Below are 26,353 nucleotides of genomic sequence, written 5' to 3'. Positions count from 1 at the left end.
AGACCTGAACGAAACGAGAATTGTGTTACCTATGTCGTCGGTCTGAACTGTTACCTATGTCGCCGGTTGCTCATCGCGCCAGCGATCCGGGTGAGGGGATATGCTCCATCGAGGGACCGAAACCCCTCACCCGGCGCGTTGCGCCGACCTCTCCCTATGGGAGAGGTGAAGCACCGTACCCCCGGGACGTTCGTAGAGATTGATTCAGATGTCCCGGATTGCGTTTCGCTTCACCTGGGCGACGACCTGACCCGGATCAAACATCCATGTTGCGCAGGCGCTGGCGGTTGCGCAGCACGATCTGGCGCGCGCCGGAGAAGCCGAGCACGCCTTCGTCGTTCAGTTGCGACAGCGCGCGGGAGACCGTCTCCAGTGTCAGTCCGAGATAATCCCCGATGTCGCGGCGACACATCGGCAGCGCCATCATGCCCATGCCGGCGACAGCAAGGCGGCGATCCATTTCCAGCAGGAAATTGGCGACCCGCTCCATGGCGCTCTTGCGCCCGAGCAGAAGCATGTGCTCTTCGGCGTGCTTGAGATCACCAGCCGTCATGGTCCAGAGCTTGTGGGCGACCTGGACGTCGGTGCCGGCGGCCTGTTCCAGGCTGCGGCGCTTCACCAGACGCACCGTGGTGTCGATGATGGCTTCCGCCGCCAGCCGGTGCTTGGCGCCGGACTCGAGCCCGAAGACGTCGCCGGGCAGGTGAAACGCGCCGATCTGGCGCCGTCCGTCGGAGAGCAGCTTGTAGGTGCGGACCGCGCCGCGGACCACTTGGTAAACGTATTCCGCTGGCTCATCCTCGCCGTAGATTTCCTCATCCTTCCGGTAGGTGAATTCGATCGCAATCAGGCCGGCATGTCCGGCCAGGCCGCAAAATGGCTCGGTAGGCGCAGGGCCGCCCGGGACAGGCCGGTTGATATTGAGGGAAGCGGTGGCGGGCGACTGGGTGAGCATTGAGCCATCTCCTGTGCAGCGGATGGCTTTTGGTACGCGGAACAAGCGAACTCGGAAATTTCGCTCCATGCCTTAAGGGCTGGCCCCTAAGTAAAGTTACGTAGATGGCCGGACCGTAGCCCGGGTGGAGCGCCAGCGTAACCCGGGGGGTCGCTGGTAGACGGGGATGGAGGTGTCCCGGGTTGCGCTGCGCTTCACCCGGGCTGCGAGGCTAGGGGGCGTGAGCGGTCGATCGGTCCGTCTTGATCACGTCCCAGATGCGGGTGGACAGACTGTCCTCGACATGCGGCTTGTGCAGCACATGGCGGATGCCGGCGGCCGCGGCCTTGGCCGGAATGGTCGCATCGGGATAGCCGGTGATCAGAATGATCGGAGTGTCCACGTCGCGCTGGCGCAAAATCCCGGCGAGGTCGATGCCGCTCATGTTCGGCATCTTGTAGTCGATGACGAAACAGTCGGCGCCGCCCATGGTCATGGCGTTCAGCAATGCCTCGGCGCTGCGGAAGGTGCGGACATAGAAGCCGTCGGTTTCCAGGAGGAAACGCAGCGAGCCGAGCACGTCGGTATCGTCGTCCACGACGTAGACAAGAGGGGGTCTGGTGGGTGCGGGCATCACGGCTTTTATCCGCCTTCCGGGCCGGCCATCCGGTCCATCAACCTCCGTTTATAAGCCTCTCGACGCCGGTCGGCTTGATTCAGCTCAATCCTTGAGCGCCCCGGCCCGCATGGCCAGGCGGACCAATTCCGAAAGGCTGCTCGCCTGCATCTTGGTCATCACATTGGCCCGGTAAACCTCGATGGTGCGGGGGCTGATATTGTAGTCGCGGGCGATCATCTTGTTGGAAAGCCCGGCCACCAGCCCGTCCATGACCTGCCGCTCGCGCGGGCTGAGCGAGGCGATGCGGGCGGCGACGTCCTGGGTCGCGGCCTCGTCGCGGGCGCCGGCCTCGGCTTGGCGGAGCGCGACGTCAATCATCGCGATCAGCCGGTCGTCCTCGAACGGCTTTTCCATGAAGTCGACCGCGCCGAGCTTCATCGCCTCGACGGCGAGCGGGACATCGCCATGGCCGGTCATGATGATGACCGGGAAAGCTCCGCGGCTTTCCTTGACGCGCTTCAAGAGCTCGATGCCGTCGACGCCGGGCATGCGGATATCTGAGACCACGCAGCCGAACTCGATGGTGGGGAGCGTGTCCAGGAAGGCTTGCGCCGATTCGAACAGGCGCACGTCGAAGTCAGCCGAGTCGAGCAAGAATTGCAGCGAATCCCGCATCGCCTCGTCATCGTCAATGACGTAGACATTTCCCCTACGCGCCATCTGTCAAACTCTCGTTCGGTACCGCCGGTAGCGTGAAACGAAAGGTCGCGCCGCCCGCGTCATTGGACTCGGCCCACATCCGCCCGCCATGCGCCTCGATGATCGAGCGGCTGATCGACAGCCCGACGCCCATGCCGGTTTCCTTGGTGGTGAAGAAGGTCTGGAACAGGTTTTTCTCCACGTCGTCAGGAAATCCATGGCCGGTGTCGAACACCGACACTTCGATCATGTCCTCGTCGACCGGCCGGTTCGAGGCGATCAGCTCGCGCCGCTCGGACTGCGCCATCGCCTCCAGCGCATTACGGAACAGATTGACCAGCACCTGCTGGACCTGGACGCGGTCGACCAGCACCAGATCATATCGCGGATCGAGGTTGAAGCGGATCCGCACGTCCTGCTCGCGCGCACCAGCAAGGCCCAAGGCGCCGGCTTCCTCGACCATCTTCGAGAGACGTTCGACGCGCTTTTCCGACTCGCCGCGGGCAACGAAGTCGCGCAGCCGGCGGATGATCTGCCCGGCGCGGATCGCCTGTTCGGCGGCGCGATCCAGCGCGTTCTCGATCTTGGCGCGGTTCGGGTCATCGCTCGCGCCGAGCAGGCGGCGCGAGCCTTTCATGTAGTTGCTGATGGCGGCGAGCGGCTGGTTGAGCTCGTGGGCGAGCGCGGACGCCATCTCGCCCATTGCGCTGAGGCGCGAGACGTGGACGAGCTCCGACTGCAATTCCTGCAGCCGCGCCTGGGTCTGCTGGTGCTCGGTGAGATCGCGGACAAAGCCGGTGAAATAGGGCACACCGCCGGACTGCATCTCGCCGATCGACAGATGCATCGGGAAGGTGGTGCCGTCCTTGCGCTGGCCGGTCACGATGCGGCCGATGCCGATGATGTGGCGCTCGCCGGTCGTAAGGTAGCGTGCCATGTAGCTGTCATGGCGAGAGCGGTCGGGCTCCGGCATCAAGATGCTGACATTCTGTCCGATCGCCTCCTGCTCGGCATATCCGAACTGCCGTTCCGCCGCGCTCGAGAAGAATTGCATGGTACCGCGGCCATCGATGACGATCATCGCGTCGGGGATCGTCTCCAGGATCGACCGCAGGTGCCCTTCGCGCGTGCGCAGGGCCTCCTCATGCCGCTTTTCCTCATCGATGTCGAGCACGATGCCGGAAAGGTGCGCGGACGTCTTGTCCCGCGTCAGGCTGCCGCGGAGCCACACCCAGCGGTCGCCGTCATCATTCCGGATCAACCGGTAGGCGAGGTCGAAGGGCTCGCCGCTTTCGGCCGCGCGTGACATCGCCTGTTCGGTGCGTTCGCGGTCATCGGGCCCGAGCAGCGAGAGGAAGAACTCGTAGCTGATCGGCGCGTTATCGGGAACGCCGAACAGCCTGCGCGCGGTGGTCGACCAGGCGAGCTCCTTGGTCGACAGATCAATATCCCAGCCGCCGATCCCGGCTCCCTCGGCGCCGAGCCGAAAGCGCCGATCGGGGGCGCAGTCATCGGAAGGGGGAGGGTCGAGGCCAGTCAAACGCTTTTCCGGTTCTTCGCCGCCGCGGGCGGATTCGTATAGTGTCTGGCAGATTATGGTCCGATTGGCCAGTCCTGCTCAAGGGGAGGAGGGGCTTCGTCCCGCGGTCGCCGTGACCCGCGGCAGGTTCGGTGATTGACTTCGGTCAATATGCCAGCGGGGCGGCTGGCTTAAATGAAGAAGCTGACAGAGGATTCGCCTTGTACAAATTTCTCGAGCTGACCGCCGCCGACTACATGACGCGCGAGCCGAAGACGGTCTCGCGCGAGATGACGATGGCCAAACTGTGCGAACGTTTCGAGGAGGAGGACTTCAACACCTATCCCGTCGTCGACGGGACGCAGGTGGTGGGGATGGTCTCCAAATTCGACCTCTTGTCCTGCTTCGTCTTCACGCCGGCGCGCATCCTGCCGCGCTATGAGGATCTGATGCAGAAAACGACCGCGGACGTGATGACGTCGGAATTCATCTATGTGGTGCCGGAGACGCGGTTGACGCGGGTGCTCGAACTGATGGTCAATCACCGGCTGCGGAGCATACCGGTGCTCGAGGGCGAACGGCTCGCCGGCATTATTTCTCGCGAAGACGTGATGCGCGCCCTGCGCGACTGCGCCGGCTGATTCCCGATTTCAATTTTCATGAAGGAATTGCAGCGTGACGACCGCCCGTCGTCACGCTGCGAAGGGCTGGCGCTTTTTAGCCCGTCTTCGCCCATTCCCTGTCGTCGGGCGAAGCCAGATAGAATCCCGACATCGGCTCGACCCAGCAGAGATGGTCGTGGACCTTCTTCACCCCGGCGACGTTTTCGGTGGCGACCACCACGGCTTGGCGGCTGCGCTCGTCGGTGATGACGCCGCTCAAGTGCACGATGCCGTCGCGGACGACGACGCTGAGGCCGAACGGGCACCAATCCGCTTTCTCCAGCGCAGCGATGATGCGGTCGCGGATGTGGTCGTCGTCGGCGGTCGGATCGGGGATATCGCGGGCAAGGCTTGCCACCGCCTGCAGCAGGTTGGACCGCGACACGATGCCGACGATCTCGTCACCGCGAACGACCGGCAGGCGCTTGATGTGATGCTTCTCCATCAGCGCGACGATCGTCTCGACCGATGTCTCCTCGGTGACCGTGATCGGATCCGAGGTCATGATCTCGGCGACCCTGCGGCCCTGCTCGCGAACGAACTCGGTCGCGGCCGGGCCGGGGCCGAGCAGGAATTTCAGGAACCGGCCGTATTTGCGCTGGGTTCCGATCTCGCCGCGGCGCAGGAAGTCGCCCTCGGAGATGACGCCGACCAGCTTGCCGGCGGCGACGACTGGTAGTCCACTGATATGCCGTTGCAGCATCAGGTTGGCTGCATCGACGATGGTTGTTTCAGGCGTGACTGAGATGACCGGGCGGGTCATGATCTGATGGGCGCGCATGGGCTTGTTCCATTTGATGCGGTTGATAGTCGCAGCCTAGCCGTACCGTAGGCCCGGCGTTTGAGGCAGGTCAACGCGTTCGGGCCCGTCGGAATTGAGCAAACGCAAGGCCGACTCCGGAACAGGAACTATTCGTCATGGGCCGGCCACCATGGCTGGTTACGGTGTCGCATCGCAGCGCCATCGCCTCGTAACCTCGATACGGCCAGTGCCGGCCGAAGGTCCGGAAGCAGAGCATGTCCACTTACAGATTGAATCACCTGCTGTCGCCGCGCTCGGTCGCGCTCGTCGGAGCCAGCCCGCGCGAGGGCTCGGTCGGCCGCGCCATCGTGCAGAATATTTCCGGCGGCAAGTTCAAGGGCCAGTTCGGTGTGGTCAATTCGCGCCATGCCGAGATTGCCGGCGTTGCGACGGTCGGCAGCATCGCCGAATTGCCATTCGTGCCCGAGCTCGTCGTGATCACGGCGCCGGCTGCCGCCGTGCCCGGGATCGTCGACGATGCCGGCCAGCGCGGCGCGATCGGCGCCGTCATCATCACCGCCGGACTGGGCCACGGCCCGGGGTCGCTCGCGGAGGCCACCGAACAGGCGGCGCGCAAGCATCGCATGCGGCTGATCGGCCCCAACTGCATCGGCATCATGGCGCCCAGCGTCGGTCTCAATGCCAGCTTCTCGACGCATCTGCCAGCGGCGGGCAACCTCGCGCTGATCTCGCAATCGGGCGCGATCGCGGCCGGCATGGTGGACTGGGCCGCGCAGCGCGTGGTCGGATTTTCCGGCATCGTCTCGATCGGCGATCAGCTCGACGTCGATATCGCCGATCTCCTGGATTATTTCGCGCTCGACGGCGCAACGCACGCGATCCTGCTCTATGTCGAGTCGATCAAGGACGCGCGCAAATTCATGTCGGCGGCGCGCGCCGCGGCGAGGATCAAGCCGGTGGTCGTGGTCAAGTCCGGCCGCATGGCGCAGGGCGCGAAAGCGGCGGCGACGCATACCGGCGCGCTCGCCGGTTCGGACGCAGTCTATGATGCCGCGTTTCGCCGCGCCGGCATGCTCAGGGTCTCCGATCTGCGCGAATTGTTCGACTGCGCCGAGACGCTGGCGCGCGTGGCCTCGCCGCCGGGCAAGCGGCTGGCGCTGCTCACCAATGGCGGCGGCCTCGGCGTGCTCGCGATCGACCGATTGGTCGAGCTCGGCGGAATTCCGGCGACGATCACGCCAAACACTCACGCGCAGCTCGATGCGGCCCTGCCGCCGACCTGGTCCGGCTCGAACCCTGTCGACATCGTCGGCGATGCCGGGGCTTCACGTTACGCCGTGGCGCTCGAGGCGCTGCTCGCCGATCCCGGCAATGACGCGGTCCTGGTCATGAATGTGCAGACCGCGATTGCCGCGCCGGACGAGATTGCTTCGACCGTGGCCAAGATCGTGACCGAGCACCGCAAGAAGCGGGGCAGGGGGGCCAAGCCGGTGCTTGCGGTGTGGGTCGGCGCCAACGGCGCGATCAGCGACCTCTTCAGCGGCAACAGGATTCCGAACTACATCACCGAGGACGACGCGGTGCGCGGCTTCATGCACCTGGTGCGGCATCGCGAGGTCGTGGAGGAACTGACGCAGGTGCCGCCGGCGATGCCGGAGAGCTTTACGCCTGACGCTCCGGCGGCGCGCAAGATCGTCACCGCTGCGATCTCGGACGGACGCCAGTGGCTCAACCCGATGGAGATCAAAGGGCTGTTCGAAGCCTATGACATCCCGATGGTCGAGACCTATCTCGCGGCCGATGCGGAGGAGGCGGTCAAGTATGCCAACACCCTGTTCGCGCAAGGCATGACGGTCGCGCTGAAGATCATGTCGCGCGACATCGTGCACAAGTCTGATATCGGCGGCGTCATCCTCAATCTGACCACGCCTGATGCCGTGCGCGTGGCCACCGCCGAGATCCTGGGCCGCGCCACGGCGCTGCGGCCGGACGCGCGGGTTTCCGGCGTCATCGTGCAGGCGATGATCGTGCGGCCGAAGGTGCGCGAGCTCATTCTCGGCCTCGCCGACGATCCGACCTTCGGCACCGTGGTTGTGTTCGGCCGCGGCGGCGTCGCGGTCGAGATCATCAACGACAAGGCATTGGCGCTGCCGCCGCTCGACATGCGGCTGGCGCGCGAATTGATCGAGCGCACGCGGGTGTCGCGGCTGCTGCGCGCCTATCGCGACGTGCCGGCGGTGAAGCCGGATGCGGTGGCGACCGTGCTGGTCAAGCTCGCGCAGATGGCGGCGGATCTCCCCGAGATCAGGGAGCTCGACATCAATCCGCTGCTGGCGGACGAGGCCGGCGTGCTCGTGGTCGATGCGCGCGTTGCGGTCGGCATCGTGCCGCGCAAATTTGCGGGGCCCGGGCTCAGCAACTTTGCGGTCAGGCCCTATCCGTCACGATGGCAGCGGCAGCTTGCGGACCGTGACGGACACTTGATCGACGGGCGACGTATCTTCGCGCGGCCGATCCGGCCCGAAGACGAGCCGCAGATCCACGACTTGCTGCGGCACGTCACGGCTGAGGACCTGCGGCTGCGCTTCTTCGCGCCGATCAAGGAATTCTCCCACGAGTTCATCGCCCGGCTCACCCAGCTCGACTACGCACGCGCGATGGCCTTCGTGGCGGTCGACGAAAGCACCCAGGAAATCCTGGGCGTGGTGCGGATTCATTCCGACTCGATTTATGAAAGCGGCGAATATGCGATCCTGCTGCGCACGGATCTGAAGGGAAAGGGGCTCGGCTGGGCGCTGATGCAGCTCCTGATCGAATACGCGAGATCGGAAGGGCTGAAGGCGATTTCGGGCCAGGTGCTGACCGAGAACATCGTGATGCTCGATATGTGCCGGAAATTCGGCTTCGAGGTGAAGGCCGATCCTCTCGAGCACGGTCTCTGTGACGTCAAGCTGGCGCTGTGACAGCTTCGTAGCCCGGTGGAGCGGAACGCGTAACCCGGGGCCGCCGTGGCAGTGTTGCGAGCGGGCCCGGGTTAGCTGGCGCTTCACTCGGGCTACGGAGTTATCAAAGCCGCGGCACCATCGTGACGCGATAGGTGTGCATCTTGTCGCCGATCGCTGCCAATCGATCAGGCGGCCTGAGGAAGGCGCGCGATGACCTTGATCTCAAAATCGAAGCCCGCCAGCCAGTTCACGCCTACCGCGGTCCAGTTCGGGTAGGGCTGTTCGCCGATTGCTTTCAGTCGAACGGCCGTGACTTTCTCCCATTGCGCGGCCGGGTCAGTGTGGAACGTGGTCACGTCAACGACGTCGTCGAACGTGCAACCGGCGGCCTTCAACACTTGCGTGAGATTGTCGAAGGCAAGCTGCACCTGCTTTTCGAAGTCCGGCTCGGGCGACCCGTCGTCGCGGCTGCCAACCTGGCCCGAGACGAACAGAAATCCGCCGGAGCGGATCGCCGCCGAATAGCGGTTGATTTCGTAGAGCGCCTGCCGACTGGCAGGAAAGATTGCATCGCGTTTGGTCATTGCTTTGCTCCTGTTCAAACGAGGCATGGCCAGTCCTCCCACGCGACGTTGTTTCGCCTGGGGTGTTTCAGGTCGTCTCTGCGCCGTCGGGAACTCGTTGATATACGCCCCGTATGTCGCTATATCCGAACATACGCGCCGTATGTCAATACACATACGTGACGTATGTCTTTTTAGGAGCTGGCGGTGGTCGCGAGACGACGTGCGCAGATGGTGGAGAAAACTCGGGCCAAGCTTGTTCGAGCGGCACGGAAGGCTTTCGCGGCCAAAGGCTATGCGGCGGCGTCGATGGACGATTTGACTGCCGAAGCCGGCCTGACGCGAGGCGCGCTCTACCACAACTTCGGCGACAAGAAGGGTTTGCTGCAGGCCGTGATCGACCAGATCGATGCAGAAATGGTGGCACGGCTGCGCGCCGTACAAGAACAGGCGACCACCCCATGGCTTGGATTTCTAGCGGCGAATATCGCCTATATCGAGATGGCTCTGGAGCCGGAGATTCAGCGCATCATGCTGCTGGACGGGCCAGCCGTGCTTGGCGATCCATCGCAATGGCCTAACCAGACTGCATGCCTTCGGACGACGACGCAAACGATCCAGGCGCTCATCGATGACGGAACGGTCAGGTCGATGGATGCGGAAGCTGCCGCCCGGCTGCTCAACGGAGCGGCGCTCAACGCCTCGCTCTGGATTGCCGCAGCCGACGATCCTCGCGCGGTCTTTGCAAAGGCTGTCGAAGCCTTCCGACATCTCGCGGGCGGTTTGCTGCAGAGCAAGGGATGAGCGTCACGATGTTGCAGTCCATCCGAAGCTCGGGCATGTCGGCAGGCGCGTGAACGGTCGCTTCACAGCGGGCGCTGTGAGGTGAAAGAGGCGGTGAGGGGATCGAAGCTGCCACCTCTCCCTTTCTCCGTTCTTACGGGGAGACGGTCGGGGTGAGGGGCTGTATCCGCGTATACGGAGGGAGATGAGGTGGTGGAGGGCTCCCCCTCACCCGAAATTCAAGCGTAGCTTGAATTTCGACCTCTTCCCGCAAGCGGGGCGAGGTGGGATCAGAGCCGCGACACCATCGTGACGCGATAGGTGTGCATCTTGTCGCCTTCGCCGATCGAGACGTATTCGCCCGCGACGAAGTGCTCGTCCTTGAAGTGGAAGCCGATCTCATCAGGTGTGCCGGGTGCGCCGTCATAATGCAGGACCCAGCCGCCGCCCTGGTGGTGGACGAGATGGCCGAGGATGTATTCCTCGTCGGGCCGGAGCCGGACCACCCGGCACGCCTCGCGGTTGGCCCGCCACAGCTTTTGGTCGATCCTGTAGTCGTCGTCGAGCGGCGCGACCATCACATAGCCGGCGCCGGCAGCGCCTTCGGGATGATCAGGCTCGCGCGCGAGCTCGAGGCGGATCTTGCGAAACTGCGGCGGCAGGGAGGTGTTGAGGATCGGCTTTTGGGGTGCGGTTGTCATCTTGCTCTACTCGGTTCGATCGCGCGGTGTGCGGCGTCAGGCGTGGTCCTTCGCGGCGTGCCCGGCCGCGGGTTTCTTCAGGCTGTTGATGATGATGCCGATCAGCGGCACCAGCACCGGTAGGATTCCGTTCAGGGGATTGCGCACTAGTCCGGAGACTTGCGACTGCATCGCGCGTGCCTCGACCTGAAGCGCCTCGACGGAAGCGCCGTGGATCTCGCTGGCGAGGTCGAGCTCGCGGCCTGACGGCGGCCGGAGCGCGAGGGCAAACAGGATCGCCGCGATGGCGAAGTTGGCGGCGCCTAGGATCGCCGCGGCCGAGACCGCGCTCCAGACCTGGACCAGTGCGAAATACGCGGACAGTTCGAACATCAGAAGACCGAATGCCGCAATCAGGCCCGCGAAGGCCCGCAGGCCAACGCCGATCAGGAGGTGGCGCAGGCGGATATCGGCGATGATCCTGTCGCTGCGCCAGAGTACGCGTAGCTGTCTGACGATATTTTCGGTGTTCACTTTGCTACCTCCGCATTGCGAAGCCGACGACCACGCCCAGCGCAAAGGCGGAGGCAAGCGAGGTGATCGGCCGTTCCGAAATCAACTGACGGACCTGAGTGTCTTCACCGCTCAGGACCTCGCTCAGTTCCTCCAGCGCTTCCTTGATGCGCGTGGTGAAGGCGTCGGCGCTCGCGCTTGCGGTGTCGCGTATGCCTTCACCTGTCGTGTTGAAGAGGCGCGACACATCGATCTTCAGGGCTTGCAGTTCGTCGTTCAGATGGGTCGTGTTGAACATCTCGTTCATCCCTGTTGCATCATGAAGAACTGTTATCGGCGCTCGCCATGCCGTGGTTGATTTGCGTCAACTCTCGCGGCGAGGCGAGGCGCCGTCGCGCTATTCCAGCGTCTTCAGGTAGGCCAGCAGATCGTGGATCTGGTCCGGGTCAAGCCGAAACTCCGGCATCGTCGGATGTCCGGTCTGGATGCCTTCCGCGAACGCCTCCGCGAGACTCTCGACGGGATAACGCTTGTGCAGGGTGCGGAAGGGCGGCGCGATCTTGAGCGGGCTTTTGGTGACCTTGTCGATGGAGTGGCAGCGGGCACAATTGTTGAGCGCGAACGTCCGGCCGCGCTGCTCGGACGGTGAAGCGGCAAGCGCCGATGTCGTCAGCACGATCGCAATGAAAACCTGGCGTGCGGCGGACTGCAGCATTACGGCCCCATCTATCAAAAAGCTCCGCGTTGGGTGGAGCGACGGTTTTGAAATTAGCTTTGCAATGGTGGGGCGATTGATCTGCATCAACACCCCGGCGGTGTGGACGGTACACTGCGCTGACTCCGCCGGGCGGCATAAGGACGCCTGCCGGCGGTCATTCGGAGCGACGCGTGAAGGTTTCTCTCTTGGAAGGTTCTCATCGGCAAACCTGTACCGATTGCGCGGTGCGGGGCTTTGCGATCTGCGCCGCGCTCGACAAGACCGAGGTATGGGAGCTGGCGAACCTGTCGCGCCATGTCCAGTGCGAACCCGGGACGACGGTGTTTGCGCAGGCGACCATGGCGACGTCGTTCTTCAGCGTGCTTGAAGGCGTCCTGCGTCTCTATAAGCTGTTGCCGGATGGCCGCCGGCAGATCATCGGCTTTGTCTTGCCCGGCGATTTCCTCGGACTTGCCGGCTCGCCGCAGTATGAGTTCTCCGCCGATGCGGTAGGCGCGGTATCGCTTTGCCAGTTCTCCAGAGCCAGCTTCTCGCGATTCGCCGAGAACCGGCCTCGCTTCCTGCGCCGTATCAACGAACTGGCGGGCCGCGAATTGATCCGGGCGCAGGAGCATATGGTTCTGCTCGGACGCCGTTCCGCCGAAGAGAAGGTTGCGAGCTTCCTGATCGGCTGGCGCGATCGGCTCGCCGAAATAGGGCATGTCGGGGACGTGCTGCCGTTGCCTATGGGCCGGCTCGATATCGCCGATTACCTGGGACTCACCATCGAAACAGTGAGCCGCACCTTCACCAAGCTCGAGCGCGACGGCATCATCCGTATTCTTACGGGCGGCATCAGCCTGCTCGATGCGGCGCGCGCCGAGGCGCTGTCAGCGGCCTAGCGTGCTGCGTCATGGCCGGGCTTGTCCCGGCCATCCACGCTTTTTTCTCAGAGCGGAGCGAAGACCGTGGATGCCCGGGTCGAGCCCGGGCATGACGAGCGTAGATGCGACACGCGTCCTCTCTCATTTTTGATCGAAGTCAAAGACTGTTCCCCGCGAGCGACGATATTCGAGCGAGCTTCAATGGAGGTCGCTATGCCCGTCGACTCGATTTTGGTTTCCGCAGCCGTCGTTTCAGTTTTCGTGGTTTTCGCCGGAGTGCTCGCTTGGGCGAGTGTTCACGCACCGGGGGCGCGGCAGCCGGCGCCGGAAGTGCGCAAGCATCGTCCTTTCTGATCGGTAGCCGTCGGTTGATCTCGATCAAGGACGCGGCGGCCAAAGCTGGGCTGATGGGGCAAGGCCCCTGCAAAGAGAATCAAACATGCAGCAAGTTCAATCCACGAAATGGATGACCCACGGCGAAGCCGGGTTGACGCTATTCTTCACGGTGGCGGCCTTCCTCTGCGCCTTCGCCGCGGCCAAGGCGCTGGATGCGCCGTTTGCCTTCCATGCTTCGCTCGCCGCGGTGGCCAGCGGCGCTGCCGCCTTCGCAATCCTTAACCGCTATTTCGATCGCCCGGCGGAGCTGCCGCCGCAGGAGATCAACGGCAAGCCGAACTACAATCTCGGCCCGATCAAGTTCGCCTCGTTCATGGCGATGTTCTGGGGCATTGCCGGATTTACCGTCGGACTCCTGATCGCCTGCCAGCTCGCCTGGCCCTGGCTCAATTTCGATCTGCCCTGGACCAGCTTTGGCCGGCTTCGTCCATTGCACACCTCGGCGGTGATCTTCGCCTTTGGCGGCAATGTTCTGATTGCAACTTCCTTCTATGTGGTGCAGCGGACTTGCCGGGCGCGGCTCGCCGGCGATCTGGCTCCGTGGTTCGTGGTGCTCGGCTACAACTTCTTCATCTTGGTCGCGGGCACCGGCTATCTCCTGGGCGTGACGCAGTCGAAGGAATATGCCGAGCCGGAATGGTACTCCGACCTGTGGCTGACGATCGTCTGGGTCGTTTATCTCCTCGTGTTTCTGGCGACGGTGATCAAGCGCAAGGAGCCGCACATCTTCGTCGCCAATTGGTTCTATCTCGCCTTCATCGTCACCATCGCCGTTCTTCACCTCGGCAACAACCCGGCGCTTCCGGTGTCGGTGTTCGGCTCGAAGTCCTACATCGCCTGGGGCGGCGTGCAGGATGCGATGTTCCAGTGGTGGTACGGCCATAACGCGGTCGGCTTCTTCCTGACCGCGGGCTTCCTCGCCATCATGTACTACTTCATTCCGAAGCGGGCGGAGCGGCCGATCTATTCCTATCGGCTGTCGATCATCCACTTCTGGGCGCTGATCTTCCTCTATATCTGGGCCGGCCCGCACCATCTGCACTACACGGCGCTGCCGGACTGGGCGCAGACGCTCGGCATGACGTTCTCGATCATGCTCTGGATGCCGTCCTGGGGCGGCATGATCAACGGCCTGATGACGCTGTCGGGCGCGTGGGACAAGCTACGCACCGATCCGGTGCTGCGCATGCTGGTGGTCTCGGTCGCGTTCTACGGCATGTCGACCTTCGAAGGCCCGATGATGTCGATCAAGGTGGTGAACTCGCTGAGCCACTACACCGACTGGACCATCGGCCACGTTCACTCCGGTGCGCTGGGCTGGGTCGGCTTCGTCTCCTTCGGCGCGCTGTATTGCCTGGTGCCGTGGCTGTGGGGCCGCAAGCAACTGTACAGCCTGAAGCTCGTCAACTGGCACTTCTGGATCTCGACCATCGGCATCGTGCTCTACATCTCCGCGATGTGGGTCTCGGGAATCCTGCAGGGCCTGATGTGGCGCGCCTACACCTCGCTCGGCTTCCTCGAATATTCCTTCATCGAGACCGTGGAAGCGATGCATCCCTTCTACATCATCCGCGCCGCAGGCGGCGCGCTGTTCCTGATCGGCTCGCTGATCATGGCCTATAACCTCTGGATGACGGTGCGGGTAGGCGAGGTGGAAGTCACCACGCCGCTCGCGCTGCAGCCGGCGGAATAAGGAGCTCAAGATGTCCTTCTGGACCCGCCACCAAATCTTCGAAAAGAACTCGATCATCCTGATCGCGGGCATTCTGGTCGTGATCGCGATCGGCGGCCTGGTCGAGATCACGCCGCTGTTCTACCTCAAGAGCACGATCGAGGTGGTCGACGGCGTCAGGCCGTACACGCCGCTCGAGCTCGCCGGCCGCAACATCTATGTGCGCGAAGGCTGCTATCTCTGCCACTCGCAGATGATCCGGCCGTTGCGTGACGAGGTCGAGCGCTACGGCCACTTCTCGCTTGCTGCCGAGAGCATGTACGATCATCCGTTCCAGTGGGGCTCGAAGCGTACCGGGCCTGACTTGGCGCGGGTCGGCGCCAAATATTCGGACGAGTGGCACGTCACCCACCTGACCAATCCGCGCGCGATCGTGCCGCAGTCGGTGATGCCGGGCTATCCCTTCCTTGCAAAGACCGAGCTCGATCCCGAGGCGATTGCCGATCACCTCAGGACCAACCGCGCGGTCGGCGTGCCCTATACCGACGAGCAGATCGCCAACGCAGTCGCCGACCTGAAGGCGCAGGCTGATCCTGACAATACCGGCACCGATGCTTTCACCAAACGCTATCCGAAGGCTGTGATCCGCAATTTCGACGGCAAGGGCGGAGCACCGACCGAGATGGATGCGCTGGTCGCGTACTTACAGATGCTCGGCACGCTGGTCGACTTCAAGCTCTACAACGAAAAAGCCAATCTTCGCTGAGAGGCCGGACGATGAAAGCAATTCTGACAGTTCACAATCTGGCGTCGAATCTCGTGACGAGCGTGTGGACGCCGATCTTCGTCGGCCTGTTCGTCGCGATCGTGATCTATGCGCTCTGGCCCCGCAACCAGGCCGCCTTCGATGAGGCATCGCGGATACCGTTGCGGGAGGAGTGAGAGACCATGGCTGAAACCGAACTCGATCAAGTCTCCGGCAAGACCACGACCGGTCACCAGTGGGACGGCATCAAGGAACTCAACACGCCGTTGCCGCGCTGGTGGGTGTTGACCTTCTACGCCACTATCATCTGGGCGATCGGCTACTGGGTGGTGTACCCGGCCTGGCCGCTGTTGTGGAGCCACACCAACGGGCTGATCAACTATTCGTCGCGGGCCGATGTCGGCGTCGAACTGGCCAACCTCGAGAAGATCCGCGGCGACAAGATGGTCGCGCTCGGCGCGGCGTCGCTGGAGGACATCGAGAAGGATCCGGCACTGCTGGCGCTCGCGCGCGCCCGCGGCAAGGCGGCCTTCGGTGACAATTGCGCGCCGTGCCACGGCTCGGGCGGCGCCGGCGCCAAGGGTTTTCCGAACCTGAACGACGACGACTGGCTGTGGGGCGGCTCGCTCGAGCAGATCCAGCAGACCATCCAGTTTGGCGCGCGCTCCGGCCACGCCAAGGCGCATGAGGGCGCGATGCTCGCCTTCGGCAAGGATGGCATCCTGAAGAAGGACGAGATCGTCACGGTCGCCAATTATGTCCGTTCGCTCTCGGGCCTGCCGACGAGCCCGGGCTACAATGCCGCCGCCGGCGCCAAGCTGTTTGCCGATAATTGCTCGACCTGTCACGGCGAGAACGGCAAAGGCAACCAGGAGCTCGGTGCGCCCGATCTCACCGACAAGATCTGGCTCTACGGCTCGGACGAGGCCACCGTGATCGAGACCATCACCAACGGCCGTTCCGGCGTGATGCCGGCCTGGGTCGGCCGGCTCGATCCGTCCACCATCAAGGCGCTTGCGGTCTACGTGCATACGCTGGGCGGCGGTAAATAAGCGGCGGATAGACCGCCTGTTTGCGCTGGATCAACTAAGGCACGGGAGGAGGGGTTAGCCTCTCCTCCCACGATGCCAGAAGAATCCCCGGCCCATGAACAAGATCGTCCAGATAGACCCTGACCAAGTCGAAGACGTCGGGCCGCTTTATGCGGCGCGCAAGAAGGTCTACCCGCAGAAGGTCTCCGGGACCTTCCGTCGGATCAAATGGGGCCTGATGGCGTTCTGCCTCGGCATCTATTATTTCCTGCCGTTTGTGCGCTGGAATCGCGGCCTCGCCGCGCACGATCAGGCGGTGCTGATCGACCTGCCGAACAGCCGCTTCTATTTCTTTTTCATCGAGCTGTGGCCGCAAGAAGTCTATTACTTCACCGGCCTCTTGATTCTCGCCGCGATCACGCTGTTCCTGATGAACTCGGTCGGCGGCCGCATCTGGTGCGGCTATCTCTGCCCGCAGACGGTCTGGACCGACCTGTTCTACGCGGTCGAGCGCCTGGTCGAGGGTGACCGGCGCGAGCGGATGAAGAAGGATGCATCCGCGCATCGCTGGACGCTGGAACGCATCTCCGAGCTCGTGCTCAAGCATTCGATCTGGCTGATGATCGCCTGGTGGACCGGCGGCGCCTGGGTGCTCTATTTCACCGACGCGCCGACGCTCGTCAAAGAGCTCGTCACCTTCCAGGCGCCGGCGATCGCCTATATCTGGATCGCGATCCTGACCGCGACGACCTATCTGCTCGCCGGCTTCATGCGGGAGCAGGTCTGCGTCTATATGTGCCCGTGGCCGCGCATCCAGGCGGCGCTGACGGACGAATGGGCGCTCAACGTCACCTATCGCTACGACCGCGGCGAAAAGCGCATGTCGGTGAAGAAGGCGAACGACCTGCGCGCGCTCGGCCAGCACGCCGGCGACTGCGTCGACTGCTATCAGTGCGTCGCCGTCTGTCCGGTCGGCATCGATATCCGCAACGGGCCGCAGCTCGACTGCATCCAGTGCGGGTTGTGCATCGACGCCTGCGACAATGTGATGAAGAAGATCAACCGGCCGACGCGGCTGATCGGCTACGACAACGACATCAACATCCAGCGCCGGATCGAGGGCAAAGCGCCGATCTATCGCATCGTGCGGCCGCGCACCATCATCTACGCCGCGCTGATCGCACTCGTCGGCGGCATCATGCTCTATACGCTCGCGACGCGTTCGCTGCTCGACATCAACGTGCTGCACGACCGCAATCCGGTCGCGGTGAAGCTCAGCGACGGCTCGATCCGCAATGCCTATACGGTCCGCTTCCTCAACAAGCGTGGTTTCGACCGTGTGGTGGCGATCGACATCGACGGCCCGCAGGATGCCAAGCTCCATGTCGTCGGCGGCGATTCGATCACGCCCGATCGTCCCATGATCGTGCTTGGGCGCGACGGCACAACCGAGCTGCGCGTGCTCGTCACCGCGCCGTCCGACCGGAATCCCGAGAAGTCGATCCCGGTGAAATTCCGCGTCACCGACATCGGTCTCGGCGAAGTCGCGTCCGCCACCGACAATTTCGTCGCGCCATAACGGGAAGAAGCAGTGCCGCCATGAATAGGGAATATGGATCGGAGAAACCGCTGACCGGCCGCAAGGTGCTCGTCATGCTGGTCGCATTCTTCGGCGTTGTGATCGGCGTCAACGTCACCATGATCAAGCTGGCGACCTTGACGCTGCCCGGCACCGACGTCGACAGCGCCTACGCGGCGAGCCTCGCCTATGAGAAAGAGATCGTCGCCGCGCGCGAGCAGGACGCCCGCAACTGGAAGGTCGACGCGCATCTGGCGCGCGATGCCGGTGGCGGCACAGCGCTCGAAGTCGAAGCGCGTGATGGCAATGGCAGGCCGCTCATCGGATTGCAGTTCACCTCCCGCCTGGAGCGCCCGACCGACCGGCGCGCCGACCAGGCGATCGAGCTGTCGGAAGCCGGCGGCGGTCGCTACCTCGGCAAGGGCAGCGCGATCGGCCCCGGACAATGGGAGCTGGTGCTCGAAAGCGAAGCCGATGGCCGGCGCGTGTTCCTCTCGAGGAACCGCGTGGTGCTGAACTAAGAGGGCGTGATGCAGGCGACACGGGACTTTTCGCACTACGTCAAGCATCTCGGCTCGGGATTGGCGCATATCGACCTCGCGGTCGAGGGCGTCAACTGCGCCGGCTGCATGTCAAAGATCGAGCGCGGGCTTTCGGCGATTCCCGATGTGACCTTGGCGCGCGTGAATCTCACTGACCGCCGCGTGGCGCTGGAGTGGAAGGAGGGCGCACTCGACCCCGGCAACTTCATCGATCGGCTCGCCGAGCTCGGCTACAAGGCCTATCCGTTCGAGACGGTGAGCGCTGAAGCCGCCGAGGTCGAGAACTCGCGCTTCCTGCTACGCTGCCTCGGAGTTGCGGCGTTCGCGACTATGAACGTGATGATGCTGTCGATCCCGGTGTGGTCCGGCAATGTCAGCGACATGCTGCCGGAGCAGCGCGATTTCTTCCACTGGATGTCGGCGCTGATCGCGCTGCCGGCGGCCGCCTATGCCGGCCAGCCCTTCTTCCGCTCGGCGTTCAACGCGCTGCGCGCGGGCAATGTCAACATGGACGTGCCGATCAGCATCGGCGTGATCCTGGCGCTCGGCATGTCCATCGTCGAGACTATCGGACATGCCGACCACGCCTATTTCGATGCGGCTATCATGCTGCTCACCTTCCTCCTGGTGGGACGGTATCTCGACCAGAACATGCGGCGGCGTACCCGCGCGGTCGCCGGCAATCTCGCCGCGCTCAAGGCCGAGACTGCGACGAAGTTCATCGGACCGGACGAGATTTCGGTGGTGCCGGCGGCGGCGATCCGGGCCGGCGATACCGTGCTGCTGCGGCCAGGCGAGCGCTGCGCGGTCGACGGCATCGTGATCGAGGGCCGGTCGGAGATCGACCAGAGCCTGATCACCGGCGAGACGCGGCATGCGGCGGTCGAGGCGGGCAGCGCGGTCTATGCCGGTTCGCTTAACATCTCGGGCGCGCTGCGCATCCGCGTGTCGGCGGCGGCGGAAGGCACGCTGCTGGCGGAGATCCAGCGATTGCTCGACCACGCCGTGCAGGCGCGCTCGCGCTATGTGCAGCTCGCTGACCGCGCGTCGCGGCTCTATGCGCCGGCGGTGCATGCAACCGCGCTCTTGACCATGATCGGCTGGCTGATCGCCGGCGCGAGCTTGCACGATTCCGTCATCACCGCGATCGCGGTGCTCATCATCACCTGTCCCTGTGCGCTGGGACTGGCGATCCCAACGGTGCAGACGATTGCCGCGGGGGCGATGTTCCGCGCCGGCGTGCTGATCAATTCGGGCGATGCCATCGAGCGTGTCGCCGAGGTCGACTACGTCATCTTCGACAAGACGGGAACGCTGACCTTGCCGGAACTGGATGTGGTGAATTCCACTGCCGTGCCGGCCGATGTGTTCGAACTGGCGGGCCGGCTCGCGCTGGCAAGCCACCATCCGGTTGCCGCGGCGCTGGCGCGCGCGGCCGGTGCGAAATCGCCGCTGCCCGGCGTCACGGAAGAGCCGGGGCAGGGGGTGCGCGGCAGCTTCGGCGGCGAAGAGGTCAGGCTCGGCCGTCCTTCCTTCTGCAACGCCGAGGATCTCGCAGACGAGATTCTGAGCCGCGATCCCGAGGCGTCCGTGGTCGCGTTTGCCCGCGGCAAGAAGCGCTACGTGTTCGCGGTCCGCCAGGGTCTGCGACCGGATGCATGCGAAACCGTCGCGGCCCTGCAGCGGCGCGGCATCGCGGTCGAGATATTGTCGGGAGATCGCGAACCCGCGGTGCGGGCTGCGGCCGAGACGCTTGGCATTCCCGAGTGGCGTGCCGGCGTGCTGCCATCGGACAAGATCGCGCGCATCGAGCAATTGAAGCGGCAGGGCGTCAAGGTGATGATGGTCGGTGACGGCTTGAACGACGCGCCGTCGCTTGCGGCCGCGCATGTCTCGATGTCGCCGATCTCGGCCGCGCATCTGAGCCAGGCGACCGCAGATCTCGTCTTCCTCGGCAAGCCGCTGGCGCCGGTGATCGCGGCGATCGACTATTCGCGCAAAGCGCTGCGGCTGATGCGGCAGAACCTCTATCTCGCCGTCGGCTACAACTTCCTCGCCGTGCCGATCGCGATCCTGGGCTTCGTGACGCCGCTGATCGCGGCCGCGGCGATGTCGGGCTCTTCGATCCTGGTGATGTGCAACGCGCTGCGCGGACGTCGGGTGCGGCAGGAGCAGGTGTGATGGAAGTGATCGCGTTCCTGGTGCCGCTGGCGCTGCTGCTTGGCCTGTTTGGATTGCTCGGATTCCTGTGGTCGCTGAAGAACGGCCAGTATGACGATCTCGAAGGCGCCGCCTGGCGGGCGATCTCCGACGATGACGAGACGCCAACCACCCCGGGGCCATCGGCCGCGCATCGTGGCGTTTGATCTGGCGCAATGACGGCCGCTTTGCATGGGCCGATAGTCAACCTGCTCAGAACTACGGGAGGGTAATATGGCAGCGGCAACACAGACGGAGTCGATTGCGGCCAGGCTGATCGGCAAGCTCACGGGCTTCCTCGAAAGGTTCCGTGACATCGGCGAAATCCGCGGCCTCAGCCCGGCCGAAGCCTGTTCCGTGGCGCACGATCTCCGCATCTCGCCGGCCCAGCTCGAGACGCTGGTTGCCCGGGGGCGTCATGGTGCCGACGAATTGCCGAAGATGCTGAAGACGCTGGGGATCGACGAAGTTGCCATCAAGCGCCAAGAGCCGGGCGTGCTGCACGACATGAGGCGGGTGTGCGCGCTCTGCATCGAGAAATCCCGCTGCCAAAGCGAGCTCGAGGCCGGAACCGCCGCCCTGCATCATCGCGAATATTGCGCCAATACCTATACGATCGATTCGCTCGAGACGAAGCCCGATCAGACCGAACTCCAGCTCCGCGGGCCCTGCTGCTGCTGAGCGGGAACGCTTCGTCTCCCCGATCGAACCGGCGCCGGCACGCCAAACTGCACCGTATCCTTGGACGCGAGGCCCTGCTAACCATGGGCATCGGCGGCGGCCGGCTGGTCGCCGCAACCGTCTGTGTGCGCGGGCGCAAGGCCTTGCGCGTTTTACGAGAAGGATACGAGCAATGATCGAAACCGTTGGCATCATCGGGGCGGGCACTATGGGCAACGGCATCGCCCAAGTCAGCGCCGCCGCCGGGCTTCAGGTGGTGATGGTCGATATCTCGGACGCGGCCGTGCAGCGCGGGCTGGCGACGGTCGGCAGCAGCCTGGACCGCCTGGTCAAGAAGGAGAAGATGACCGAGGCCGACAAGAACGCCGCGCTCGGGCGCATCAATGCGACCACCGACAAGGCCAAGCTTGCCGCCTGCGACCTCGTGATCGAGGCGGCGACCGAGAACGAGGAATTGAAGCTCAAGATCCTGAAGGATCTCAGCGCGACGCTGAACCCGCGGGCGGTGATCGCCACCAACACGTCTTCGATCTCGATCACCAAGCTTGCCACCGCGACCGACCGGCCCGACCGTTTCATCGGCATGCACTTCTTCAATCCGGTGCCGGTGATGGCGCTGCTCGAACTGATCCGCGGCCTGCAGACCTCGGACGATACGCTGGCCAAAGCGGAAGCATTTGCAAAGCGCGTCGGCAAGGTCGCGATCACAGCCAAGAACAGCCCGGGCTTCGCGGTCAACCGCATCCTGTGTCCGATGATCAACGAGGCGATCTTCGCGCTGCAGGAAGGCATCGCCACCGCCGAGGAGATCGATGCCGGCATGAAGCTCGGCTGCAACCACCCGATCGGCCCGCTGGCGCTGGCCGACCTGATCGGGCTCGACACCATGCTCTCGGTGATGGACGTGTTCTACAAGGGCTTCAACGATCCGAAATATCGCGCCGCACCGCTCCTCAAGGAGATGGTCGACGCCGGCTATCTCGGCCGCAAGACTGGCAAGGGCTTTTACGACTACGGCAAGGCGTGAGCCAGGCGTTGTAGGGTGGGCAAAGGCGCTTGCGCGGTGTCCACCTTCTAGCACTCCGCTCGTGATGGTGGGCACGCTTCGCTTTGCCTACCCTACGACTTCGTTGCAATGTCGGAGGCTTAGGCGCGATGCCAGTTGATGTGCCCTCGCCCCTTGTGGGAGAGGGCGGCTCAGGTGCCTGCAACGAACTCGCTTCGGTGAGGGGTTCTCTCCGCCTGCGCTGTCGCCCGCGGAGAGAACCCCTCATACGTCGCGCATTTCATGCGCGCCACCTTCTCCCACAAGGGGAGAAGGGAAGCCGCGTAACTAAATCCATTCACTTCACCAGCGGGCAGCCGCCGTCCTTCAGCGGGCGGAATGCCTGGTCGCCGGGCACCTCGGCCAGCACTTTGTAATAGTCCCAAGGCGCTTTGGATTCCTCGGGCTTCTTTACCTCGAACAGGAACATGCTGTGCACCATGCGGCCGTCGGCGCGCAGCACGCCGTTGTCGGTGAAGGCGTCGCGCACCGGCATCTCGCGCATCTTGGCCATCACGGGCTTTGTTTCTTTGGTGCCCGCGGCCTGCACGGCTTTGAGGTAATGCAGAGTGGCGCTGTAGGTCGCGGCCTGATTCATCGTCGGCATCCGCTTCATGCGCTCGAAGAAGCGCTTGCCGAAGGCGCGGGTCCTGTCGTTGAGGTCCCAGTAATAGGCCTCGGTGACGATCAGGCCTTGCGCGAGCTTCAGCCCGAGGCTGTGCACATCAGAGATGAACATCACGATCGCTGCGAGATTCTGGCCGCCGGCGACGATGCCGAATTCGCCGGCCTGCTTGATCGTGTTGATAGTGTCGCCGCCGCCATTGGCGAGGCCGATGATCTTGGCCTTGGAGGCCTGTGCCTGCAGCAGGAAGGAGGAGAAATCCGGCGTGTTGAGCGGATGCTTGACGCTGCCGAGCACCTTGCCGCCGGCGGACTTCACGACATCGCCGGTGTCGCGCTCGATCGAGTGGCCGAACAGATAGTCCGCGGTGATGAAGAACCAGCTATCCCCGCCATTCTTGACGATGGCGCTGCCGACCGTGTGGGCGTTGGAATAGGTGTCGTAGGTCCAGTGCGCGACGTAGGGGCCGCAGGATTTGCCGGTGATATCGGAGCTCGCGGCGTCCGTGACGATCATGATCTTTTCGTGCTGCTTGGACAATTCCATCACCGCGAGCGCGGTGGCGGAGGTCGGCAAATCGATGATCATGTCGACGCCTTCGTTCTCCCACCATTTGCGCGCCATGGTAGCCGCGATGTCAGGCTTGTTCAGCACGTCGGCGGAGACGATCTCGATCGGTTTGCCGAACATGGTGCCGCCGAACTCATCGATCGCCATCTTGGTCGCTTCGACATTCCCGGCGCCGCCGATGTCGGAATAGACCGACGAGAAATCGGTGAGCACGCCGATCTTCAGCGGCGTCGCGGCTGGCTGCTGAGCGGACGCTGATGCGATCAATACCGCCGACAACAGGCAAGCCGTCGACACCATCCTTGCGATGGGCTTCATGGGGTCTCCTCCGTGTTTTTATCAGTTTGTCGGACAAAGTAGATTTGGGTTCCGGGGAAGTCAATCGGCTGTCGATAAGAAGGTCCGCGCGGCCGAATTGACGCATCGTCGCGGCCGGACTACTTTGTCGGACAACCAACATTGAGGCCACCTTTGCCCGCTTCGCCGCTGTTTCGACGGATCGACGTCGCGCCCGCCTACCAGAAGGTGGCGGACGCGATCGAACGCGAGATCGTCAGCGGCCGGATCAAGCCGGGAGACCCGATCGGGACCGAGCTTGAGCTGGTGCGGCAATTTGGCGTCAACCGCTCGACGGTGCGCGAGGGAATCCGGGTGCTGGAGGAAGGCGGTCTGCTGCGGCGCGATTCCAGCCGCCGCCTGCAGGCCTGCCTGCCGCGCTACAACAAGCTCGCGACGCGCCTCAGCCGCGCATTGGTGCTCCACGAGGTCACCTTCCGCGAATTGTTCGAGGTGTCGATGACGCTCGAGATCGCGAGCACGGAATGCGCGGTCGAACGGGCTACCGAGGAGGACATCGCCGAACTCGCCGACAACCTGGCGCGGAGCGAGCAGGTGATCGCCGATCCCGCGGCGCTTGCCGAATGCGACGCCGATTTCCACGTGCTGGTGGCAAAAGCCTCGCACAACCGCGTGCTGCAGCTCGCGCGCGAGCCGGCCGCGCAATTGTTCTTTCCGACCACCGAGATGATCGTGAGCCATGGCGCGCAGGGCGCCACGCGCCTGGTCGAGGCGCATCGCCATCTGCTCGAGGCGATCCGGCGGCGTGACAAGGCGGCGGGCGTGCAGTGGACCCGGCGTCACCTGCAGGACTGGCGCCGCGGCTTCGAGCGGATCGCTTCGCTCGACCGGTCGGTCGAACATATGTACATGGAGCATGCACAAGCGGTTCGACGTAGATAGAACGACAACGCATCGTCCGAACCACAAACAAACAGCGGACGTTCAGGGAGGGAAACATGACCGCGGACATCACCACGACGATCCAGAAGGCGCGCGAGCAAAGCATCGGCGACCTGCTGCGCCGCTCGGCCCGGCGCTATCCCGACAAGACGGCGCTGATCTGCGGCGACGTGAGATGGACCTATGCGGAGATGGATGCGATCTGCAATCGCCTGGGTCGTGGCCTCGGCGGGCTCGGGGTGACGAAGGGCGATCGCGTCGCGGTGCTGTCACGCAACTCGCATGCCTTTGCGGCGCTGCGCTTTGCGCTCGCCAAGATCGGCGCGATCCTGGTGCCGATCAATTTCATGCTGAACCCGGACGAGATCAATTTCATCCTCGCCAATTCCGGCGCGAGGCTGCTCGCCGTCGGCCCTGATCTCGTCGAGGCCGGCCGCGCTGCGACCGTCAAGGGCACGAAGGTCGAGCAACTGATCTGGCTCCCGGGCGAGGATGCCACGGAGCCGCCGAAGGACGTCACGACCTTTGCGGACCTGCTTGCGGCCGGCGCCTCGCCGCTCGAGGCTTCCGTCGACAGCCGCGACATCGCGCAGATCATCTATACCAGTGGTACGGAGTCGCTGCCCAAGGGCGCCGTCCTCACCCATGAAGCGGTGATGTGGCAATATGTGAGCTGCATCATCGATGGCGGCATGGCGGCGGAGGACACTATCCTGCACGCGCTGCCGCTCTATCATTGCGCACAGCTCGACGTCTTCCTCGGGCCTGGCATCTATCTCGGCGCGACCAACGTGATCACCGGCAAGCCTGTGCCGGATCACATCCTCTCGCTGATCGCGGCCCACAGGATCAACGCCTTCTTTGCGCCGCCGACGATCTGGATTGCGATGCTGCGCTCGCCGGCGTTCGACAAGACCGATCTCTCGAGTCTGCAAAAGGGCTATTACGGCGCGTCCATCATGCCGGTGGAGGTGCTGCTCGAACTGCAGCGGCGTTTGCCCGGCGTGAAGTTCTGGAATTTCTACGGCCAGACCGAGATCGCGCCGCTCGCGACCGTGCTGAAGCCCGAGGATCAGTTGCCCAAGGCGGGATCGGCGGGCAAGCCCGCGCTCAATGTCGAGACCCGCGTGGTGAATGCCGAGATGCGGGACGTCAAGGTGGGCGAGGTCGGCGAGATCGTCCACCGCTCGCCGCATCTGTTGTCCGGCTACTACAATGATCCGGCCAAGACGGAGGCGGCCTTTGCCGGGGGCTGGTTCCACAGCGGCGACCTGGCGACCGTCGATGCCGAGGGGCACGTCACCGTCGTCGACCGCGTCAAGGACATGATCAAGACCGGCGGCGAGAATGTCGCAAGCCGCGAGGTCGAGGAGATGGTCTATCGGCTGCCGGCGGTCTCCGAAGTCGCGGTGGTTGGCCTGCCGGACCCGCGCTGGATCGAGGCGGTGACCGCGATCGTTGTGGTCAAGAGCGGCGACACGCTGGATGAGGAGACCGTCATCAGACATTGCGCCAGCCAGATGGCGCATTTCAAGGTGCCGAAGCGCGTGATCTTCGTGGACAGCCTGCCGAAGAACCCGAGCGGCAAATTGCTGAAGCGCGAATTGCGCAAGCGCTTTCTTGGAAATGAAACACTCGATCGTGCGATTCAGAAAAATTTTGCGGGCTGAGCAGCCGATTCAAACGGGCGTGAACGGCTTACGCCGCCATAGCTGATCGGATTCCCTTGGCCGACGGTGTATGGTTG

At 63.8% G+C, this 26,353-nt stretch carries 27 protein-coding genes; 16 read left to right on the top strand and 11 right to left on the bottom strand.

Annotated elements, in window-relative coordinates; all coding sequences use genetic code 11:
- Positions 1-256: 256 nt before the first annotated feature.
- The 4 genes from AC5ZG1_RS29090 to fixL all read right to left on the bottom strand — a co-directional run bounded on the left by AC5ZG1_RS29090 (position 257) and on the right by fixL (position 3,792).
- Positions 257-955, bottom strand: a complete 699-nt coding sequence (locus AC5ZG1_RS29090; protein ID WP_496134818.1) for a helix-turn-helix domain-containing protein — start codon at positions 953-955, stop codon at positions 257-259.
- 211 nt (positions 956-1,166) lie between these two features.
- Positions 1,167-1,568 carry a response regulator gene (locus AC5ZG1_RS29085; protein WP_028167431.1) on the bottom strand — a complete coding sequence of 134 codons (402 nt, stop codon included), beginning with the start codon at positions 1,566-1,568 and terminating at the stop codon, positions 1,167-1,169.
- Between the two features lie 87 nt (positions 1,569-1,655).
- The gene (gene fixJ, locus AC5ZG1_RS29080) at positions 1,656-2,273 is read right to left on the bottom strand and encodes a response regulator FixJ (RefSeq protein WP_456646874.1); all 618 of its coding nucleotides are present in this window, start codon (positions 2,271-2,273) and stop codon (positions 1,656-1,658) included.
- On the bottom strand, positions 2,263-3,792 hold the full coding sequence (fixL, locus tag AC5ZG1_RS29075) for a sensor protein FixL (protein ID WP_496134817.1): 1,530 nt from the start codon (positions 3,790-3,792) through the stop codon (positions 2,263-2,265). The genes fixJ and fixL overlap by 11 nt, the downstream gene beginning before the upstream one ends.
- A gap of 200 nt (positions 3,793-3,992) precedes the next feature.
- Between fixL and AC5ZG1_RS29070 the strand changes: the two genes are divergently transcribed.
- Positions 3,993-4,412, top strand: a complete 420-nt coding sequence (locus AC5ZG1_RS29070) for a CBS domain-containing protein (protein WP_456646876.1) — start codon at positions 3,993-3,995, stop codon at positions 4,410-4,412.
- Between the two features lie 76 nt (positions 4,413-4,488).
- Here AC5ZG1_RS29070 and AC5ZG1_RS29065 read toward each other — a convergent pair whose 3' ends face one another.
- On the bottom strand, positions 4,489-5,214 hold the full coding sequence (locus AC5ZG1_RS29065; RefSeq protein WP_456646877.1) for a CBS domain-containing protein: 726 nt from the start codon (positions 5,212-5,214) through the stop codon (positions 4,489-4,491).
- A gap of 236 nt (positions 5,215-5,450) precedes the next feature.
- On the opposite strand from AC5ZG1_RS29065, the gene AC5ZG1_RS29060 reads away from it, so the two are divergent.
- Positions 5,451-8,159, top strand: coding sequence for a bifunctional acetate--CoA ligase family protein/GNAT family N-acetyltransferase (locus AC5ZG1_RS29060; protein WP_456646878.1), 2,709 nt, complete (start codon positions 5,451-5,453; stop codon positions 8,157-8,159).
- A gap of 167 nt (positions 8,160-8,326) precedes the next feature.
- Here AC5ZG1_RS29060 and AC5ZG1_RS29055 read toward each other — a convergent pair whose 3' ends face one another.
- Positions 8,327-8,725, bottom strand: coding sequence for a RidA family protein (locus AC5ZG1_RS29055; RefSeq protein WP_496134816.1), 399 nt, complete (start codon positions 8,723-8,725; stop codon positions 8,327-8,329).
- Positions 8,726-8,935: 210 nt separating this feature from the next.
- On the opposite strand from AC5ZG1_RS29055, the gene AC5ZG1_RS29050 reads away from it, so the two are divergent.
- Positions 8,936-9,508, top strand: a complete 573-nt coding sequence (locus AC5ZG1_RS29050) for a TetR/AcrR family transcriptional regulator (protein WP_496134815.1) — start codon at positions 8,936-8,938, stop codon at positions 9,506-9,508.
- A 269-nt stretch (positions 9,509-9,777) separates the two neighbouring features.
- On the opposite strand, the gene AC5ZG1_RS29045 is transcribed toward AC5ZG1_RS29050, so the two are convergent.
- From AC5ZG1_RS29045 to AC5ZG1_RS29030, 4 genes are all read right to left on the bottom strand, one after another.
- On the bottom strand, positions 9,778-10,188 hold the full coding sequence (locus AC5ZG1_RS29045; RefSeq protein ID WP_496134814.1) for a hypothetical protein: 411 nt from the start codon (positions 10,186-10,188) through the stop codon (positions 9,778-9,780).
- Between the two features lie 36 nt (positions 10,189-10,224).
- Positions 10,225-10,701 (bottom strand): phage holin family protein, encoded by a 477-nt coding sequence (locus tag AC5ZG1_RS29040; RefSeq protein ID WP_496134813.1) that lies wholly within the window; start codon positions 10,699-10,701, stop codon positions 10,225-10,227.
- Positions 10,702-10,705: 4 nt separating this feature from the next.
- Positions 10,706-10,978, bottom strand: coding sequence for a hypothetical protein (locus AC5ZG1_RS29035; RefSeq protein ID WP_130228541.1), 273 nt, complete (start codon positions 10,976-10,978; stop codon positions 10,706-10,708).
- 99 nt (positions 10,979-11,077) lie between these two features.
- A complete protein-coding gene (locus AC5ZG1_RS29030) occupies positions 11,078-11,395 on the bottom strand; it encodes a c-type cytochrome (RefSeq protein ID WP_130228540.1) in 318 nt (105 codons plus the stop codon).
- Between the two features lie 173 nt (positions 11,396-11,568).
- Here AC5ZG1_RS29030 and AC5ZG1_RS29025 point away from each other — a divergent pair, with 173 nt between their 5' ends.
- The 11 genes from AC5ZG1_RS29025 (at position 11,569) to AC5ZG1_RS28975 (ending at position 22,154) form a co-directional block, all read left to right on the top strand.
- Positions 11,569-12,279 (top strand): cyclic nucleotide-binding domain-containing protein, encoded by a 711-nt coding sequence (locus tag AC5ZG1_RS29025; protein ID WP_456646881.1) that lies wholly within the window; start codon positions 11,569-11,571, stop codon positions 12,277-12,279.
- A gap of 448 nt (positions 12,280-12,727) precedes the next feature.
- A complete protein-coding gene (ccoN, locus tag AC5ZG1_RS29020; protein WP_165435430.1) occupies positions 12,728-14,350 on the top strand; it encodes a cytochrome-c oxidase, cbb3-type subunit I in 1,623 nt (540 codons plus the stop codon).
- 10 nt (positions 14,351-14,360) lie between these two features.
- Positions 14,361-15,095 (top strand): cytochrome-c oxidase, cbb3-type subunit II, encoded by a 735-nt coding sequence (gene ccoO / locus AC5ZG1_RS29015; RefSeq protein ID WP_496134812.1) that lies wholly within the window; start codon positions 14,361-14,363, stop codon positions 15,093-15,095.
- A gap of 11 nt (positions 15,096-15,106) precedes the next feature.
- Positions 15,107-15,271 carry a cbb3-type cytochrome oxidase subunit 3 gene (locus tag AC5ZG1_RS29010; protein WP_028168632.1) on the top strand — a complete coding sequence of 55 codons (165 nt, stop codon included), beginning with the start codon at positions 15,107-15,109 and terminating at the stop codon, positions 15,269-15,271.
- Between the two features lie 6 nt (positions 15,272-15,277).
- Positions 15,278-16,147: a cytochrome-c oxidase, cbb3-type subunit III gene (gene ccoP, locus AC5ZG1_RS29005; protein ID WP_130228531.1), complete on the top strand. Its 870-nt coding sequence runs from the start codon at positions 15,278-15,280 to the stop codon at positions 16,145-16,147.
- A 94-nt stretch (positions 16,148-16,241) separates the two neighbouring features.
- Positions 16,242-17,705 (top strand): cytochrome c oxidase accessory protein CcoG, encoded by a 1,464-nt coding sequence (ccoG, locus tag AC5ZG1_RS29000; protein ID WP_496134811.1) that lies wholly within the window; start codon positions 16,242-16,244, stop codon positions 17,703-17,705.
- Positions 17,706-17,725: 20 nt separating this feature from the next.
- Entirely contained in the window at positions 17,726-18,226 is a 501-nt protein-coding gene (locus AC5ZG1_RS28995; RefSeq protein ID WP_463326863.1) for a FixH family protein, read from the top strand.
- A gap of 9 nt (positions 18,227-18,235) precedes the next feature.
- Positions 18,236-20,428 carry a cation-translocating P-type ATPase gene (locus AC5ZG1_RS28990; protein WP_496134810.1) on the top strand — a complete coding sequence of 731 codons (2,193 nt, stop codon included), beginning with the start codon at positions 18,236-18,238 and terminating at the stop codon, positions 20,426-20,428.
- A complete protein-coding gene (ccoS, locus tag AC5ZG1_RS28985) occupies positions 20,428-20,613 on the top strand; it encodes a cbb3-type cytochrome oxidase assembly protein CcoS (RefSeq protein WP_208820454.1) in 186 nt (61 codons plus the stop codon). Before AC5ZG1_RS28990 ends, ccoS begins: the two co-directional genes overlap by 1 nt.
- 67 nt (positions 20,614-20,680) lie before the next feature.
- Positions 20,681-21,127, top strand: coding sequence for a hypothetical protein (locus AC5ZG1_RS28980; protein ID WP_496134809.1), 447 nt, complete (start codon positions 20,681-20,683; stop codon positions 21,125-21,127).
- Between the two features lie 172 nt (positions 21,128-21,299).
- Positions 21,300-22,154, top strand: a complete 855-nt coding sequence (locus tag AC5ZG1_RS28975; RefSeq protein WP_028168626.1) for a 3-hydroxybutyryl-CoA dehydrogenase — start codon at positions 21,300-21,302, stop codon at positions 22,152-22,154.
- Between the two features lie 316 nt (positions 22,155-22,470).
- On the opposite strand, the gene AC5ZG1_RS28970 is transcribed toward AC5ZG1_RS28975, so the two are convergent.
- Positions 22,471-23,685 (bottom strand): ABC transporter substrate-binding protein, encoded by a 1,215-nt coding sequence (locus tag AC5ZG1_RS28970; RefSeq protein ID WP_496134808.1) that lies wholly within the window; start codon positions 23,683-23,685, stop codon positions 22,471-22,473.
- A 153-nt stretch (positions 23,686-23,838) separates the two neighbouring features.
- Here AC5ZG1_RS28970 and AC5ZG1_RS28965 point away from each other — a divergent pair, with 153 nt between their 5' ends.
- Together AC5ZG1_RS28965 and AC5ZG1_RS28960 are read left to right on the top strand one after the other, a co-directional pair.
- Complete coding sequence (locus AC5ZG1_RS28965; RefSeq protein ID WP_208820458.1) at positions 23,839-24,606, top strand: FadR/GntR family transcriptional regulator; 768 nt, start codon at positions 23,839-23,841, stop codon at positions 24,604-24,606.
- A gap of 56 nt (positions 24,607-24,662) precedes the next feature.
- Positions 24,663-26,276, top strand: a complete 1,614-nt coding sequence (locus AC5ZG1_RS28960) for an acyl-CoA synthetase (protein ID WP_496134807.1) — start codon at positions 24,663-24,665, stop codon at positions 26,274-26,276.
- The last annotated feature ends 77 nt before the right edge of the window (positions 26,277-26,353 follow it).

Source organism: Bradyrhizobium sp. Leo78 (genome assembly GCF_059512425.1).
The sequence above is the reverse complement of the archived record's forward strand: the minus strand, read 5'-3'. Positions and strand labels throughout refer to the sequence as shown.